This window comes from Roseivirga sp. (genome assembly GCF_965216855.1).
In the GTDB taxonomy this organism is placed as follows: domain Bacteria; phylum Bacteroidota; class Bacteroidia; order Cytophagales; family Cyclobacteriaceae; genus Roseivirga.
On record NZ_OZ244204.1, the window covers coordinates 186,772 to 203,001 of the forward strand.

Sequence of the window (16,230 nt, forward strand, 5' to 3'; positions counted from 1 at the left end):
AACTTATAGCAAATGATAACCTAAAACTCCAAGAAGTGAAAAAAGTGGACAAAAGTTCTGGTGAGTCCTGACTTTTCAAAGGTCAGGACTCACCAGTTCTAATTTATAGGGCCTATATTGTCTCTATACACACTATTCCACACAAGAATTTTTGAATTCGTCATCCTTATGAACATCATAAACCCTAATGAGATTGGAGCAAAAATCTCAACTCTAATAGCCGAAGCAGAAACAAGCTTCTGTGCAGTTTCACCTTACATAAGTCTCACCGACTGGAAGAAGATTAAAGTCAATCTAGTAAAAGCCATAGAGAGAGGTGTAATAGTAGAATTCTATTACCGAGAAATTAAAACTGGCGATAAACATTTTTTGGAAACTTTAAATATCTCACATTCTCAAATAGACGGGTTGCACACTAAACTCTATTACAATGAAAAAGAGTTTATAGTTAGTAGTATGAACTTGTATGAATTCTCGGATCTTCATTCAATAGATATAGCCTTACATTATACAGAAAAAAAAGACTACAAAGCTCTTTTGGATTATGTAAACAGATACATAAAAAAAGGGCATCAGAACAGCGCTTCTAGTGGTTATAAAGATGATGGCCACGTAAAAAGTCTTTATACCTTACATCAATTTTTAAAGACAGAATTGTCAGGGGTGAAAATCGGCTCAAGCTTAGGGTATTTATATGCTAAATCGGTCGCAACTCAAGTAGACTTATTTATTCGAAAAGAGAGCATTGGTATCAAGATGGTCAAACCTGATCCTGATAAAGAGTCCATAGAAGCCTTTTATGCCCACTTTAATCAACTGTTGCCTTATACTCTAGAAAAGGAATATCCCAACGGTGGGTATAGATATATGATCTTAACAATCACTCTTGAAAATAATTCAGGTCAAGAAATAGTAGATATAGTTAATATGATTAGGAAAGCGTGATGCTTTCCAAAACAGGAAGCGATAAAACAACCAGAATGACGGTATAGAGCGAATCAAGGACAGAAAACCAGAAAAATGAATTTCCAAATAACCCAATGATGCTTTATTCATTGTCATTCATAAATCGTCCATTACGTTCCCAAGCGAACCGCTACACACTCATCAATTCCATACGCCTCAATCATGCATCACTCACATTCTCAGACTCAATCGGATATATAAAATTGTTTTAAGGGAATCTGAGCCTGTGAAACACAGACCCAGACAAATGCTACCAACGATTAGGCTTTTGCTTACGAATCGCAGCATTTACTGACTCTCTACAGTAAAAGACTGTCTTACGAGAGAAGGGATAAACTTCAATACTATTCTCTTCAATGAACTTATTGAAGGTAGTAGTACCTATCTCCATAGCCTTCTTGAGACCATCCCTTGTATAAAAAGGGAATGGTTTGACGTTGTAGTCATTCAAAAACTCAAGAAAGCATTCGAATATCGCTTGCTTCAACTCATGTCCTTGCACGATTATGAGGCCACTTTCTAGATGTTTCATGGGCTTTCATTTAGAGTGTGGACAAACAAGCAAGGGACATGACACCACATATTAAATGGCGTAAGACATATTGGTAAACTGAAAAAGAAAGGCAGAATAAAGAGACATGGCTCACTCTTCACCAAATGAGGTGATGATGGCAATATCTGTGACATGCTTTCCTTCTTGCAGTTATTACGAGACACCTCACAAGAGATGTTTGAATGCAGTGCATCTGAGCAGACTAATATTGTCTGATTGTCTCTGGTATTTATAATAACACCTAAAACCATGCACACAACAAAAGCAATAATACCCCTCATACACTCCTCATAAATGAGGGTATATTTCTGGCGTATTAGCCTAATCCATGAGTTCATCTTTAGAGAGACCTCTTTTAATGTTTTTTTATAATTCATGTTGATATTTTTTGATTAACTAATTAAACAACAGTCACTTACATACCTGACAGCGAATAATCAATGGACAAAAAAGTCCCATCCTTCAATTTTGAAGGGGTTAACTGCGCTCATGCGATTGCTCGTATGAACACAGACCCAAAAAATCTTTGACAATCTCCGTGAATTGGAGCTATAGTGCAGTTGACCGAGATATTTCGTATCTTAGTCGCCTGTTTTCAAAATGTATCTGTCGCAAAGACACGTTTTGACACTATACTCCATTCAATCAACAGCAAGAAGATTACGGAGATTATCAAAGGACTTGTGGGTTTGCACTTACAAGTCTTTTTTTGACTCTTTCATCATGTAGTTTTTCATTTCTCGTATCGATACCTCCTTTCTGGTTATAGTTTAAAAACTTCCCGAAATACTTGAGAGACAAATGCGCACACGCACCTTTTCCCTCCTCATTTATGGGAAATAAAAAAGCCTAAACCGTAGGGCATAAATACCTACAGCTTCGGCTTTTTGTATTCTTTAATATGTATGGTCTTAAGTGTCATGTCATAGTATTTTCATTAAACATAATTTCGAGATGAGGATTCTTTCTGAAAATCAATGTCTCGATGCTTAATTCAAATACTATCCATGAAGTCGAAACGACTAAAGGGATGTTGGTTCGATTAAAGTATATAACCAAATATTTAATTAAGAATCCTCATCGACAGATTCACTGTCAACATTGATTCAATCTGACTAACAGTGATGTTAGTCCTTTATCAATACGTTGGTCGCCTTTTTTCTATTTTGTCATACCTGAGCAAAAATTTGCCTAGTAACGGATAGGTTGATGATATGAATCTAAACAAAACTATAACAAGTTCAAAATGCATTATTTTGTATGTAAAGAGATAATCATTGCTAACAAGGGTCAAAAAGAATCATATAGGCTCAGATAAGATTATCTGAAACCATATTTCACACGAAAAGAAATTCACAAAAAATCAAGGCACTGCGAAGATGTGAAAAATAAAAAGCACGGCAGAAACACGGCATTGGGACATAAAAAAAGAGAGCTACTTTCGTAACTCTCTGATTTTCAGAGCCTCCTATCGGGATCGAACCAATGACCTACTGATTACAAGTCAGTTGCTCTACCAGCTGAGCTAAGGAGGCTTCTTTGTTGCTTTTCGTTCAAAGCGAGTGCAAATATAGAGGGCATATTCTAAAATGCAAACCCCTTGAAAACGATTTTTTCAATTAATTTCTAGTCTTCTGATTATCAAAGACTTCTTAGAATCCTTAATTGCTTCTTCAGTTCTTTTACCTCTTCTACCGCCTTATCGATCTTCTCATCGAACTCATCTTTGAGCTTATCGGCTGTCTTACTATTGGCAAAGAAGGTCAGGTTATTTCTCCATAGCGCGATGTTGTCTTCCAACTCCCCTATTTGTCTTCTCAGGGCTCCTTCTTTCTTATGCAGTCTTCTGTTACCTCCAGGACCTGTCTGAAGGCCGGTCATCTCCGCACGAATCACCAAAGACTCTGCTTCGTTTTCTTCCAGTCCTAAAGAGGAGGCATAAGCTTCCAAAGCGCTGGAGAACTGAGACTCTATGGTCTTAATGGCATTCCTGGGAACAAAGCCTAATTGGTTGAACTGTTCTACCAGTTCCATTAACTCGTCTTCGTTGCCCTTACCTTCTTTGGCCTTATCGTTAATGGTATTGATAATGGCTTCTTTGGCTTTCTGATTCTCTACAAACTTAGCCTCGGCTTTATTCTGATGAGATCTCCTGTTGTTGAAGAAAGTATCGCAGGCGGCTTTGAAACGCTCGTATACTTCATTTCTCTTCTTCTCAGGTACTGGACCAATGTCTTTCCATCTGCGCTGAATCTGCTTCAGCTTTTCAGCGGTCTGATCCCACTCATGGCTTTCGGCTAAAGCTTCTGCTTCTTCTGCCAGCTTGATCTTTTTCTCTAGGTTTTCTTTGCGTTGTCCTTCCAGGGTTTTGAAGAAATCGTTCTTATTAGAAAAGAACCTCTTAAAGCTTCCCCAGAAGCCTTTGTTGACTTCTTTGGCCTTATCTCTTGGCACACCACCAATAGCGTCCCACTTTTTCTGTATAGCGAGGATTTCCTTGGTTTTGGCATTCCAGGCGTTGATGCGGTCTGACTGGAAAGAAGTGAATGGCTCCAATTCTTTTACGAGCTCTTCTTTCTTGGTCAGGTTTACCTTGAGTTCACCTTTGAGGTCTTCGAGGTATTCCTTACGCTTCTTGTAGATGTTATCGGAAGCGGCCTTAAATCTTTGCCAAAGCTCTTCCTGAACTTCTTTAGGCACAGGACCGATATGCTTATACTCTTCATGCAGCTCATTGAGCTGAATGACTGCATCTTTGATATTGGTCAGCTTATTCAGGGCTTCTGCTTTCTCACAGAGTTCTGTTTTGGCTTCCAGGTTCTTCTTCCTGTCCAGTTCTTTCAGTTCGAACAGAATGTGTCTGTTATTAAAGAAGCGATCTAAGAGGGCATTATAGTTAGCCCACAGGGTCTTATTATGTTGACCTGGCACAGGACCCACCTGCTTCCAGGCTTCTTGAATATCTTTGATGGGCTTAATGCTGGTGGTGGCTTCTTCACGATCTACCAATTCTCTCAACTGATCGAGCAGTTCCTGTTTCTTCTCCAGGTTACGGTTTCTTACCTCTTCTTTTTCCTTGTAGAAACTATGCTTGCGGTCTCTGATGAGTCTGTGGCTGGCATCGAAGCGATTGTAAAGCTCATCATGTCTGAATTCGAAGCTATCTTCTTCGCCACCTTCGGCAGTATATTTCTGGAGGGCTTCCGCACGGATGCCCTGCTCCATTTCTTCAAAGAGCGGTACTATTTCGGCCAGAATTCGATCAGAGCGCTTGAAGGTGGTTTGTTGCGCCAGTTCTTCAATGGCTTCTACCAGCTGCTCTCTGCTGTATTCAGAGTAATCCGGCAGCTCCTCTTCATGATCATCATCTTCCTCGTCATCATCTTCATCAGAATGGAGATCATCTTCAGAGTCCAATGTCTTCTCTTTCTTTTCTGTGGAAGTCTCTTCCTGCTTTTCTTCGCTGGCAGGTTCAGGTTCTGGAGTCTTTTCTTCCTCTGTCGAAGTAGTTTCAGCCAATGGCTCCTCTTTCGACTCTGTCGTCTCGGGAGTATCAGTCTCTACTTCTGATTCTGCAGGCTCTGGAGCATCCTGACCTTCTTCAGTCTTTTGCTCTTCTTCCTGATTAGTAATTTCCTCGTTTGCTTCAGTCAGATTCTTCTCGTTTTCCTGATCTTCCTGCTGCTTGTTCATTTCTTCGCTCATATCTTTTGACCTATCGGCTTACACCGCACCGTAACAAAACCAAATTTAGTAAAAGAATCAATTTAAACGCGGGTCTACAGGGTAATTTGAAAATACCTTGTATTTCCCTCCCATCTGCTTCAAAATCGACTTCCAGAGTATATCTGACTCCATATCGAAGATCTCTTTGGCAGTGGCTGCCTTTCTGACAAACCATGATTGTTTGTCGAGCTCTTCCCGCAATTGTCCGGCTCCCCATCCCGAATAACCCAGAAAGAATTGAATATCATCTTCCTTGATCATGCCTGAGTTGAGTAAGAACTTAATCTGCTCAAAATCTCCACTCCACATGAGGTTATCATTCAGGCTGATGGCTCCGGGAATTTCCTCTTTCAATCTATGTACAAAATGTAAAGTGTTTTGTTCTACCGGCCCGCCTATATTGAGATAGCCATTAAAATTGATTTCTTCATCCATAACATCACTGAGCGTCAGATCACTTACTTTATTCAGGACTAAACCAAATGTTCCCTCTTCTGAATTTTCGCAAACCAGTATAACGGTGCGCTCAAAATTGGGGTCATTTAGAAATGGTTCTGAAATAAGAAAGTCTCCTCTCTCAGGATCGGGGATGTTTTTATCGTATTCGAACATAGATTGCATGAAGATGGAAATTATAAATGCATATTTACTTTGCCTAACGAAACTGAAAAAGATTAGCGCTTAATTTTGCGGGGAGAAAAAGATTGTAAACCATGGCGGATAAAATTGCGGATTTAAGAAAAGAGTACACAAAAGCATCATTAGACATTGACAGCGTCCTGACCAATCCATTCGAACAATTCAGGAAATGGTTTGAGGAAGCGCAGAAAGGTGAACTACCCGAACCCAATGCAATGGTGCTGAGTACGGTGGATGAAAACGGCCAACCTTTTCAGCGGACAGTGCTGATGAAGGCTTTGGATGATCAAGGCATTGTCTTCTATACCAATTATGAAAGCCGCAAAGCGAAACAAATAGCGAACAATAATCAGGTGAATATTCTCTTCCCCTGGTTTCCTATGGAACGGCAGGTATCTATTCAGGGTAAGGCGGTCAAGGTATCGACCAAGGAGTCTCTGAGTTACTTTATGAGCCGACCTCATGGCAGTCAATTGGGGGCCTGGGTATCTCAGCAAAGCCAGGTGATTAAGTCGCGGTCTGTTCTTGAAATGAAGTTGGCCGAAATGAAACGTAAGTTCAAAGAGGGCAAAGTACCATTACCGGATTTCTGGGGTGGATATCGAATAGAACCTACCTCATTCGAGTTTTGGCAAGGCCGTCAGAGCAGATTGCACGACAGACTGTTGTACCAAAAAGAATCAAATGATCAATGGACAATCAGCAGACTTTCTCCCTGATTCATTCTTCAAACCTAAACTCTATCTCTACCTTATAATGGTAAGTGAAGAGGCTTGTGAACTTGATAAGGTTAAAGTCCCCCTTTCCTTACTCTATTGAAGCTTCGCGAAAGCGATGAGCGGATTTAGAGGTTAAAAGGATGAACTTTGAACAATCAATTAATATTAGACCAGATCAAAGATTGATTGTACACCCGGTGTTCTTTCAACTGTAAATCCTTCTCCATATTTCACCCCTATTTCGTGTCCGTAATGGATACCTCTGGATTCAATCATCTGCCAGAATTCCGGAGATGAAATATAGGTTTCAGGCTCGGTTGAATTGGGATCGTAGAATTGGGACTTAAAGGCCTTAACAGAGGCAATCTTGGTTTCCCAGGCAGAACTGACATCTACTATAACATCGGGCTCATGAGGAATACTCTGAATGTAGTGATAAACCGTTTTTGGTCTCCAGGCCTGTTGCTCTACCCCGTCCAATTCAGTCTTAATCATGGCTAAACCTGACAGGAAACAGGCCTCTCTGGCCAGTTCCGAAGCCCTGCCATGATCTGAATGCCGATCGGCAATGGCATTGGCCAACACAATGTCCGGCTGATACTTACGTATCATTTTGATCACCTCCAGCTGGTGTTCTTCATCATTCTTAAAGAAACCGTCACGGAAGCCCAGGTTTTCGCGGGCAGAAAGCCCCATGATTCTGGCGGAGTCATTGGCTTCTTCCAATCTTTGCTCAGGCGTTCCTCTGGTTCCTAATTCACCACGGGTGAAATCAATCACTCCTGCTTTTTTTCCCGACTGGATGGCTTTAATGATGGTTCCGGCACATGATAATTCCACATCATCGGGATGTGCGGCCAGGGCAAGTATATCAAGCTTCATGAGGTATTTCAATAAAAAAGGAGATTAAGCCATCTCCTTTTGTGATTCTATTTCGAATTCTTTTTCTGCCAGGAATCTCTCCGCGTCCAGGGCACCCATACAACCGGTTCCGGCTGCTGTAACGGCCTGACGATAGACTCTGTCAGCGGCATCACCTGTAGCGAATACGCCTTCAACATTGGTCTTAGATGAGCCCGGTTTAACGATCAGGTAGCCTGTTTCATCCATTTCCAGGTAATCTTTAAAGATATCAGTATTAGGCTTGTGACCTATTGCCACGAAGAATCCGGTTACATCAAGTTCTTTCTTGTCTCCGGTCTGGTTATTCACCACTCTTACTCCTGTTACTCCAGAATCATCACCCAGAATCTCTTCTGCTTCAGTATGCCATAGCACTTCAATGTTAGGCGTGTTTTTAACTCTCTCCTGCATAATGGTAGAAGCTCTCATTTCGTCTCTTCTCACCAACAGATACACTTTGGGGCAAAGGTTAGCCAGGTAAGTGGCTTCCTCAGCAGCAGTATCGCCACCACCTACTACAGCTACGTTCTGGCCTTTATAGAAGAAGCCATCACAAACGGCACAGGCTGATACGCCTTTATTGGCAAATGTCTTTTCTGATTCCAGTCCAAGGTATTTGGCACTGGCTCCTGTTGAAATGATAACAGCCCCTGCTGTAATCTCATGCTTGTTATCTACCCAGGCTTTATGAGGATAACCTGAGAAGTCTACTTTAGTGACGACACCGTAGCGAATATCTGTACCGAAGCGTTCGGCCTGCTTCTGTAGGTCTACCATCATTTGCGGACCATTAACACCTTCCGGATAACCCGGGAAGTTCTCAACATCGTTGGTGGTGGTCAATTGTCCACCTGGTTCACCACCGGTATACAATACAGGACTTAGTCCTGCTCTCGATGCATATATAGCTGCCGTGTATCCTGCCGGTCCGGAACCGATAATCAGTACTTTTACATTTTCAGTCGTCATCTACTTCTCAAATTTTGTCAAAACTAAACCATTAACAGTTTTATGCCAAAGAATTGTTCCGCTAGTATGGAAACAAAAAAAGGTGCCTTGCGAGCACCTTCTAAAATATTATTCTCAAATGTTATTAGCCCAGGTAAGGTTTTAAGGCTTTACTTCTGGAAGTATGTCTTAACCTCCTGATTGCCTTTTCCTTAATCTGTCTTACACGTTCTCTGGTCAGGTTGAACTTCTCTCCTATTTCTTCCAATGTCATGGAATGCTCACCGTTCAAACCAAAGTACAGAGTAATCACATCGGCTTCTCTTTGTGTCAGTGTAGAAAGTGCTCGCTGAACTTCTCTTCTCAAAGAGTCATTCATCAGACCTGTATCAGGCTTTTCTTCCGAGTCATTTTCCAACACATCTAACAAGCTGTTCTCTTCACCCTGAACAAAAGGAGCATCCATTGATACGTGTCTTCCGGAAATCTTCATGGTGTCAACAACCTCATTGGTTGTTACTTCCAATACTTCCGCCAGTTCGTCTGGAGATGGCTCTCTTTCAAATTTTTGTTCAAGCTCAGAGAAGGTCTTGGAAATTTTATTCAGGGAACCTACTCTGTTCAAAGGCAGACGAACAATTCTTGATTGCTCGGCTAATGCCTGAAGAATAGACTGTCTGATCCACCATACTGCGTATGAAATGAATTTAAAACCTCTGGTTTCATCGAAACGCTGAGCGGCTTTAATCAGACCTAAGTTCCCTTCATTGATCAAATCCCCAAGTGAGAGACCCTGGTTTTGGTATTGCTTAGCTACAGAAACCACGAATCTTAAGTTGGCTTTGGTCAATTTCTCCAGTGCCAGCTGATCGCCTTCACGGATTCTTTTGGCCAAATCCACCTCTTCATCGGGAGTGAGTAGATCTACCTTACCAATTTCCTGTAAATATTTATCCAGAGATTGTGACTCTCTGTTAGTAATCTGCTTACTAATCTTAAGCTGTCTCATTCAAATAGATGATTTTCCCTCTTAAACTTTTTGGAACAATTCATAAATTATGAAAAGTTCCTTTTAAAACAACGGTATTAAGACTAATTCTGTTCAGCCTTCTTTTCTGGTTGTGGCAAAAGCACTTTTCTGGAAAGTCTGAATTTACCTGTCTTCTTGTCGATACCGATCAACTTAACAGTAATCTCTTCTCCTACTTCCAGTACGCCTTCCATTTTCTCCAGACGCTCCCATTTGATTTCAGAAATATGAAGCAAACCGTCTTTACCTGGCATAAACTCGATGAAAGCTCCGAATGGCATGATTGATTTCACTTTACCTTCATACACTTCACCTACCTCAGGTACAGCAACGATAGCCTTGATGCGCTTAACCGCAGCTTCCATAGCCGCTTTATCGACAGCAAATACACTCACAACGCCAGTGTCATTTACTTCTTCGATGTTCACTGTTGCACCAGTTTCTTTCTGAATTTCCTGAATTACTTTACCACCTGGTCCGATTACCGCACCAATCTGGTCTTTAGGAATGCTGAATTTCTCACTTCTTGGAACGTGAGGTTTATAGTCTTCTCTAGGTTGAGCAATGACTTCATTCATTACACCCAGGATATGCTCTCTACCTTCTTTTGCCTGATTAAGGGCTTCTTCAAGGATTTGGTAAGATAGACCGTCTACTTTGATATCCATCTGACAGGCAGTGATACCTTTAGCAGTTCCCGTTACTTTAAAGTCCATATCACCTAAGTGATCTTCATCACCCAGAATATCAGACAGAATAGCATATTTACCAGTCTCTGCATCTGAGATCATACCCATGGCAATTCCTGAAACAGGACCTGCAATGTTTACTCCCGTATCCATCAATGCCAATGATCCTGCACATACAGTAGCCATTGATGATGAACCGTTAGACTCAAGGATATCAGAAACCAAACGAATGGTGTAAGGATTTTCTTCTTCTGAAGGCAACACTTGCTTCAAAGCTCTCATGGCTAAGTTACCGTGTCCTACCTCTCTTCTACCCGGACCTCTGTTTGGTCTTACTTCACCAGTTGAGAAACCAGGGAAGTTGTAGTGTAGAATGAATTTGTTGTAACCAGATTCAGTAGCCCCATCAATCATTTGCTCATCGAGCTTGGTACCCAGGGTACAAGAAGTCAATGATTGAGTTTCTCCTCTGGTAAATACTGCTGAACCATGTGCTGATGGCAGGTAATCTACTTCACAGGTAATCTGTCTGATTTCAGTGAAGTCACGGCCATCAAGTCTTTTTCTTTCGTCTAAGACAAAGTTTCTGGCAGCTTTCTTATGCAGTTTCTTGAAGTACTGTCCCAAAAGGAAACCGTCATACTCATGATCTTCCGGAAGAGATTCTACGAATTCTTCTTTGATGGTTCTGACATCACTACTTCTTACTGACTTATCTGCTGTTTGCTTAGAAACGGCAGCATATAGTTTAGGATAAAGTTCAGATTCCATCTTTTCGAGTAATTCCGGATCTGACTTTTCGTGGCTGTATTCTCTTTTAACTGTTGAACCAACTTCTTCAGCCAGTTCAATCTGAGCCTTACACTGAATTTTAATGGCATCGTGCGCCACCTTCATTGCTTCCAGCAATTCGGCTTCTGAAACTTCTTTCATTTCACCTTCAACCATCATGATGTTGTCCTTGTCGGCAGCAACGATGATATCGAGGGTAGAAGTCTTAGCGGTTTCTTTGTTTGGGTTAACGATGAACTCACCTTCGTGCTTCACTACTCTTACTTCAGAAATAGGTCCATTGAAAGGAATATCTGATACAGCAAGTGCTGAAGAGGCAGCCAAAGCGGCCAGTGAATCAGGCATTACGTTCTCATCGTGTGAGATCATAGAGATCATCACCTGAGTGTCAGCGTGATAATCGTCTGGGAAAAGAGGTCTCAGGGCTCTGTCTACCAATCGGCTGATCAATACTTCGTGATCTGACAGTTTACCTTCTCTTTTAAGGAATCCTCCAGGTATTTTACCTGAACTTGCAAATTTTTCCTGGTAGTCTACTGAAAGTGGTAAGAAGTCTACGTCTTCTTTGGCCTCAGTAGAAGAGACTACAGTGGCGAGCAACATGGTGTTGCCCATTCTAACTACTACTGATCCGTCTGCTTGTTTTGCGAGTTTACCCGTTTCAATCGTGATTTCCGCGCCATCGGGCATTTTGATGGACTTTGTTACAATTTTCGACATATATAGTTTTTAAAATAAGAAAGCAGGAAGATACAACGTCCTGCATTGGTATAGAAGGAAAAAAGGGAATTCAATAGAACTCCCTTCTTCCTTAAATTATTTTCTAAGTTTCAATTCTTTGATGATTGCTCTGTATCTCTCGATATCTCTGTTATACAGATAATCCAGCAATCTTCTTCTTTTACCTACTAACTTCAAAAGACCCAATCTTGAAGAGTGATCTTTTTTGTTGGTTTTCAGGTGCTCTGTTAAGTGATTGATTCGGTAGGTAAAAAGTGCAATTTGTGACTCGGCAGAACCGGTATCACTTTTTGACTTTAACCGACCATGATTCTCAAACAACTCTTGTTTCTTTTCGCTTGATAAATACATGCTTAGCTAAAATTTAAATTTTCTTAATAAAACAGCCGCAAAGGTATAGATATAACTAATGATTAACAAGCTATGCCTGTTCTATTTGAGGTTTCTTTTGAAAGAAGCCCTTTACTTTTCCCCAGAAAATAATGTAGGCATCTACTTCGAATAAACGGGCATCGTTTCTGGCTTGTCTCAGGAAGAACAAACCGAAAGGCAACAGTATGGCATTCGACATCCAAACAGCTACTGCAGGATCTACTACGCCTTCTTTACCCCACTTATCTCCTGTTGTATTGAGTATGTAATAAATGAGGAAGAATACCACGGATACAATCACAGGCACCCCAAGTCCGCCTTTTTTAATAATCGCTCCGATAGGTGCACCAATCAAAAACATAATCAGACAGGCCATAGAACGGGCCAGCTGCTGGTTTTTAGTCACAATGAACTTACGTTGGTCACGCTTTACATTTTCATAGGTAATCAGTCGGCTGTTCAGGATATTTCTGGTGGTTCTGGAATTGTTAACTGCATTAGTAATGGCACTGACAATCTTTAGGTTGTCAGCATTGGCTGTATTCTTTGTATAGAAATATTTATTAATCTCTTCAATAGCGGCATCTAACTGTTCCTCAGTGTAAGTCTTCTTCTTTGTTTCTTCTTTTGGTTTTCCAGCATCAGCCATTGCCTTTTCATTGACTGACTTAGGGTTTAATTCGTCTACATTGGCTTGTATAGTTCCCTCCTCAGTCCCCAGATTATTTCGCTCCGGCTGTGTTACTCTTTCCGGTCCTCCCTCCTTTGCCTGTACCTCTACAGACCTCTCTGGTCCGACTATATTCACCAAGGAGTCGGGCACAGTATCCTCAACGACCTGCCTTCTGGCCATGCGTAGTGAGTCATAGTGGGCCAAAGGCTTCAGTACCTCATCCGGTACAGGTAGCTCTCTCACTAAATGTAAACGGAAACCATTCGAGGCGACCTGCTTAAATATCTGCTCATGTCTGGAGTATATATCTCTTGACATGGAGTCAATTCCTGTTTTCAACTCTTCTCTGGTTTGAACCAAACGACTTCTTCTAAAGAGCTTCTCATCTGTATTGCCCATGTCGAAAGAAGACAGATCGAAACGAATGATGCTTGTTGAGAACTTATCTCTGATGAACCTTCCTCCTGACTCCTGCTCTTCCCTGGCCTGACTCATGTTTTCTTCATAGCGGGTACCATTGTATAACTCGAGCGCCAGGTATCTCTGATTCATGAAGGAATACATACGACCTGAATCTGCCAGAATTACCCGCTTGTTCCCTTGCTCATTGTCTTGCGTATGGTCATAGATAATGATATCCTTCAGCTGTTCATCGCCAATCTTTTGATTCACTTTGATACTGTAGCCGGGAATTCCATCGTAGAAAACACCTTCTTTAATATCCAGAGCAGGCTTTTTAGTACGCATATCCCAAAGTAAACTGTAAGTCTTCAGGTTGGTCTTGGGTACTAATTCAGTATTGGAGTAATAAGTGAAGCCTGTCAAAAGCATCACAAAGATGAAGATCGGTAAGAGTGCCCTGATCAGTGATATACCGGAACTCTTCACAGCGGTAAGCTCTGAGTGCTCACCCAGATTACCAAAGGTCATGATAGAGCTAAGCAATACAGCCAGAGGGAATGCATCGGGAGAACTGGAAATGGAGAAATAGGTGATCAGTTCAGCGAATACGCCAACACTTAATCCCTTTCCCATAATCTGATCGAAGTACTTCAGGAGGGTAACCAGAAGAAGGATAAAATCGACAACAATAAGGGTTAGTAAGAATGGACCTATAAAAGACCCGAAAACCAGCTTATCTATCTTCTTCATGCACTCAAATTTGCCCTTTTCGGGCAACAAAGATCATGCCTTTGATCAGTAAATACAAATAGAATAGAAACTAGCCTCCAATAAGTTCTTTGAGCGAATGGACCAGATTTTCCCAAAGGTCTTGTTGTTCTTCTTCATCATCTAAATCTGAATAATCAGTAATCTGAATAAAAACTGTTTGGGTCAGGTCATTGACATCGAGCTTCAACTCAATGTAATTCGGATCATCTTCGTCTTCTTCTGTTTCGGGGAGAAATTCAAACTTCACTGAGTGGTTTGTTCTTTGAGAAACCTTTCGTGCCCTGTGCTCCTCTCCATCCCAAAGAAAAATGTAAATCTTATCCTCGTTGATATTAACATCGTCAGCAAACCACTGCGCCAAACCACTTGCCGTACTCAGGTAAGGGAAGAGCATTTTTTGAGATGCATTTACCTCAAACTCAGTGACAAATTTTAACTTTCCCATAGGCTAAAAAATGAATGGAAGTAATATAGAACTTAATTACCATATGGACAAACAAAAAAAGTTTGCCTGTGGGTTGTAGAAATCAGGAATTGCTCATTACCTTTGCACCTCGATTTTGGTCAGAGGGTTGAAAAATCCGGACAAAAATCTGAATCAGGCGAGGTAGCTCAGTTGGTTAGAGCGCAGGATTCATAACCCTGAGGTCACGGGTTCAACTCCCGTCCTCGCTACTCAAAACCAGGAACTTACGTTTCTGGTTTTTTTTTATTTCAGGCGGGTAAAGTCTATCGGAATTGTTGTGGCATCTGCCCCTGACTTGCTGATTGCACAATTTCGTCAATCCGCTTATGTCTGGTTTCAGATCTTTTAGCAGAAAACACCCAGTATAACAATCTCTTTTTATTGGACTTACTCAACTTCTCAAAGTATTGAGTAGCATGCTCATATTGTCTCAACTGCTCTTTTAAATCATCGGGAATGACCAGCGCTTCTACTTCGTCTAATTTAGTCCAGGAGCCATTTCGTTTAGCTATTTCTATGGTCTCAAGGCCCGCTTTTGTCATGAGCTTCTTTTGGATGAGCTTAGCTACCTTCTCCTTATTGATCTGTGACCAGATACTATTAGGCTTTCGTTGAGTGAAATACTGCATATACCTCTCTTCATCAACAGCCTTCTTTGTACTGTCTATCCACCCGAAGCATAACGCTTCATCAACTGCTTCACTCCAGGTAATTGATGGAATCTTTGTGGATGATTTAAAGTAAACAAGCCAAACAGACTGTTTTGATCGGTGGTTCTTTTTCAACCAATTTCTCCAGTCTGTCCGGTTTGTTGGACTAAAAGTTCCTACTTCACTTTTCGGCATCCTGATCTTCCAGCCATTTCAAAATAACGTGATTCGTTTCTTCTGGCATTTCCTGAGGAATCCAATGACCACAATCCAGACTTATCTCCTCTAAGTTGGGTGCAAAATCCTTTAGGGTTGGAGACTTTGGAATCATATCGCGTTCTCCATAAATCATCAGCGTTGGATGCATAATCTTTGGTTTCACCTCTGACATCAGGTGCCAGTTACGGTCCAGGTTTCTATACCAGTTAATACTACCTGTAAAACCGGATGCTTCAAAGGCTGAAATAAAAACAGACAACTCTTCCTCAGTTGCTATCGGATCACCCAATGCTTGTTGAGCTTTCGCCAAATTAATCATCATCATGCCTGGTGCCGGAGGAGCAGGCGGCACATTCTTACGAAACAAATTCCGAAGGAACCGGCCAGTATTGGCTTCCAGTATGGCATCTGCCACCCCTGGCTGCTTATTAAAGTGAACGAAGTAGAAATCTTCTCCAAAGACTTCTTCCATCAACTCAACCCAGGGTCTCTCTCCCCTCTCCTGATAAGGCAAGGCTAAATTGATCACTTTACTCACCCGATCTGGATGTAGAAGAGCCAGATGCCAAACTACATTGGCACCCCAATCATGACCAATGAATGTGGCTGTTTGATATCCATAATGATCGAGTAATGCCACCAGGTCACCTGTTAAGTGTGCTATGTCGTACTCCGTGACTTCCGAGGGACATGACGAATTGCCATAACCTCTTTGGTTTGGAACAATGACGTGATAGCCAGCTTCAACGAGTGCAGGAATCTGATATCGCCAGGAATAGGCATGTTCTGGAAAACCGTGACAGAGCACAATGGCTTTGATGTTTTCTTTCCCAGCTTCGAAAACTTCCAGTTCCACGCCATTGACGGAAATCATAGTAGGTTCTGGAAATTCAATTGAATTCAGATTTGAGTTTGTAACGTTTATCATTCCTTTTATCAAGTTTAGTTGGTTACAAACCTAAAGTGGACCT

The 16,230-nt window shown here is 41.4% G+C and carries 14 protein-coding genes and 2 tRNA genes; 3 read left to right on the plus strand and 13 right to left on the minus strand.

The annotated features are described in order from the left end of the window. Positions 1-168: 168 nt before the first annotated feature. A complete protein-coding gene (locus ACOOEY_RS00805; RefSeq protein WP_420386762.1) occupies positions 169-945 on the plus strand; it encodes a hypothetical protein in 777 nt (258 codons plus the stop codon). A gap of 271 nt (positions 946-1,216) precedes the next feature. On the opposite strand, the gene ACOOEY_RS00810 is transcribed toward ACOOEY_RS00805, so the two are convergent. From ACOOEY_RS00810 to ACOOEY_RS00825, 4 genes are all read right to left on the minus strand, one after another. Continuing rightward, entirely contained in the window at positions 1,217-1,498 is a 282-nt protein-coding gene (locus ACOOEY_RS00810; protein WP_420386763.1) for a hypothetical protein, read from the minus strand. Between the two features lie 1,483 nt (positions 1,499-2,981). Beyond that, a tRNA-Thr gene (locus tag ACOOEY_RS00815) sits at positions 2,982-3,054 on the minus strand. Between the two features lie 106 nt (positions 3,055-3,160). Next, positions 3,161-5,224, minus strand: a complete 2,064-nt coding sequence (locus tag ACOOEY_RS00820) for a DUF349 domain-containing protein (protein WP_420386764.1) — start codon at positions 5,222-5,224, stop codon at positions 3,161-3,163. Positions 5,225-5,281: 57 nt separating this feature from the next. Further along, the gene (locus ACOOEY_RS00825) at positions 5,282-5,866 is read right to left on the minus strand and encodes a YqgE/AlgH family protein (RefSeq protein ID WP_420386765.1); all 585 of its coding nucleotides are present in this window, start codon (positions 5,864-5,866) and stop codon (positions 5,282-5,284) included. A gap of 92 nt (positions 5,867-5,958) precedes the next feature. Between ACOOEY_RS00825 and pdxH the strand changes: the two genes are divergently transcribed. Next, on the plus strand, positions 5,959-6,603 hold the full coding sequence (gene pdxH, locus ACOOEY_RS00830) for a pyridoxamine 5'-phosphate oxidase (RefSeq protein ID WP_420386766.1): 645 nt from the start codon (positions 5,959-5,961) through the stop codon (positions 6,601-6,603). A gap of 165 nt (positions 6,604-6,768) precedes the next feature. Here pdxH and bshB1 read toward each other — a convergent pair whose 3' ends face one another. From bshB1 to ACOOEY_RS00865, 7 genes are all read right to left on the minus strand, one after another. Continuing rightward, on the minus strand, positions 6,769-7,485 hold the full coding sequence (bshB1, locus tag ACOOEY_RS00835; protein ID WP_420386767.1) for a bacillithiol biosynthesis deacetylase BshB1: 717 nt from the start codon (positions 7,483-7,485) through the stop codon (positions 6,769-6,771). A gap of 24 nt (positions 7,486-7,509) precedes the next feature. Beyond that, complete coding sequence (trxB, locus tag ACOOEY_RS00840; RefSeq protein ID WP_420386768.1) at positions 7,510-8,475, minus strand: thioredoxin-disulfide reductase; 966 nt, start codon at positions 8,473-8,475, stop codon at positions 7,510-7,512. Between the two features lie 124 nt (positions 8,476-8,599). Beyond that, positions 8,600-9,463: a sigma-70 family RNA polymerase sigma factor gene (locus ACOOEY_RS00845; RefSeq protein ID WP_420386769.1), complete on the minus strand. Its 864-nt coding sequence runs from the start codon at positions 9,461-9,463 to the stop codon at positions 8,600-8,602. A gap of 83 nt (positions 9,464-9,546) precedes the next feature. Next, positions 9,547-11,685 (minus strand): polyribonucleotide nucleotidyltransferase, encoded by a 2,139-nt coding sequence (locus tag ACOOEY_RS00850; RefSeq protein WP_420386770.1) that lies wholly within the window; start codon positions 11,683-11,685, stop codon positions 9,547-9,549. Positions 11,686-11,781: 96 nt separating this feature from the next. Continuing rightward, positions 11,782-12,057 (minus strand): 30S ribosomal protein S15, encoded by a 276-nt coding sequence (rpsO, locus tag ACOOEY_RS00855; protein ID WP_420386771.1) that lies wholly within the window; start codon positions 12,055-12,057, stop codon positions 11,782-11,784. 70 nt (positions 12,058-12,127) lie between these two features. Next, positions 12,128-13,903: an LptF/LptG family permease gene (locus ACOOEY_RS00860; RefSeq protein ID WP_420386772.1), complete on the minus strand. Its 1,776-nt coding sequence runs from the start codon at positions 13,901-13,903 to the stop codon at positions 12,128-12,130. Positions 13,904-13,973: 70 nt separating this feature from the next. Continuing rightward, positions 13,974-14,369 (minus strand): START-like domain-containing protein, encoded by a 396-nt coding sequence (locus ACOOEY_RS00865; protein WP_420386773.1) that lies wholly within the window; start codon positions 14,367-14,369, stop codon positions 13,974-13,976. 156 nt (positions 14,370-14,525) lie between these two features. Between ACOOEY_RS00865 and ACOOEY_RS00870 the strand changes: the two genes are divergently transcribed. After that, a tRNA-Met gene (locus tag ACOOEY_RS00870) sits at positions 14,526-14,599 on the plus strand. Between the two features lie 54 nt (positions 14,600-14,653). Here the strand turns inward: ACOOEY_RS00870 and ACOOEY_RS00875 are convergent. Both ACOOEY_RS00875 and ACOOEY_RS00880 read right to left on the minus strand, forming a co-directional pair. Continuing rightward, positions 14,654-15,235 (minus strand): YdeI/OmpD-associated family protein, encoded by a 582-nt coding sequence (locus tag ACOOEY_RS00875; protein ID WP_420386774.1) that lies wholly within the window; start codon positions 15,233-15,235, stop codon positions 14,654-14,656. Continuing rightward, positions 15,222-16,187 carry an alpha/beta fold hydrolase gene (locus tag ACOOEY_RS00880; protein WP_420386775.1) on the minus strand — a complete coding sequence of 322 codons (966 nt, stop codon included), beginning with the start codon at positions 16,185-16,187 and terminating at the stop codon, positions 15,222-15,224. Before ACOOEY_RS00880 ends, ACOOEY_RS00875 begins: the two co-directional genes overlap by 14 nt. Positions 16,188-16,230 lie beyond the last annotated feature (43 nt).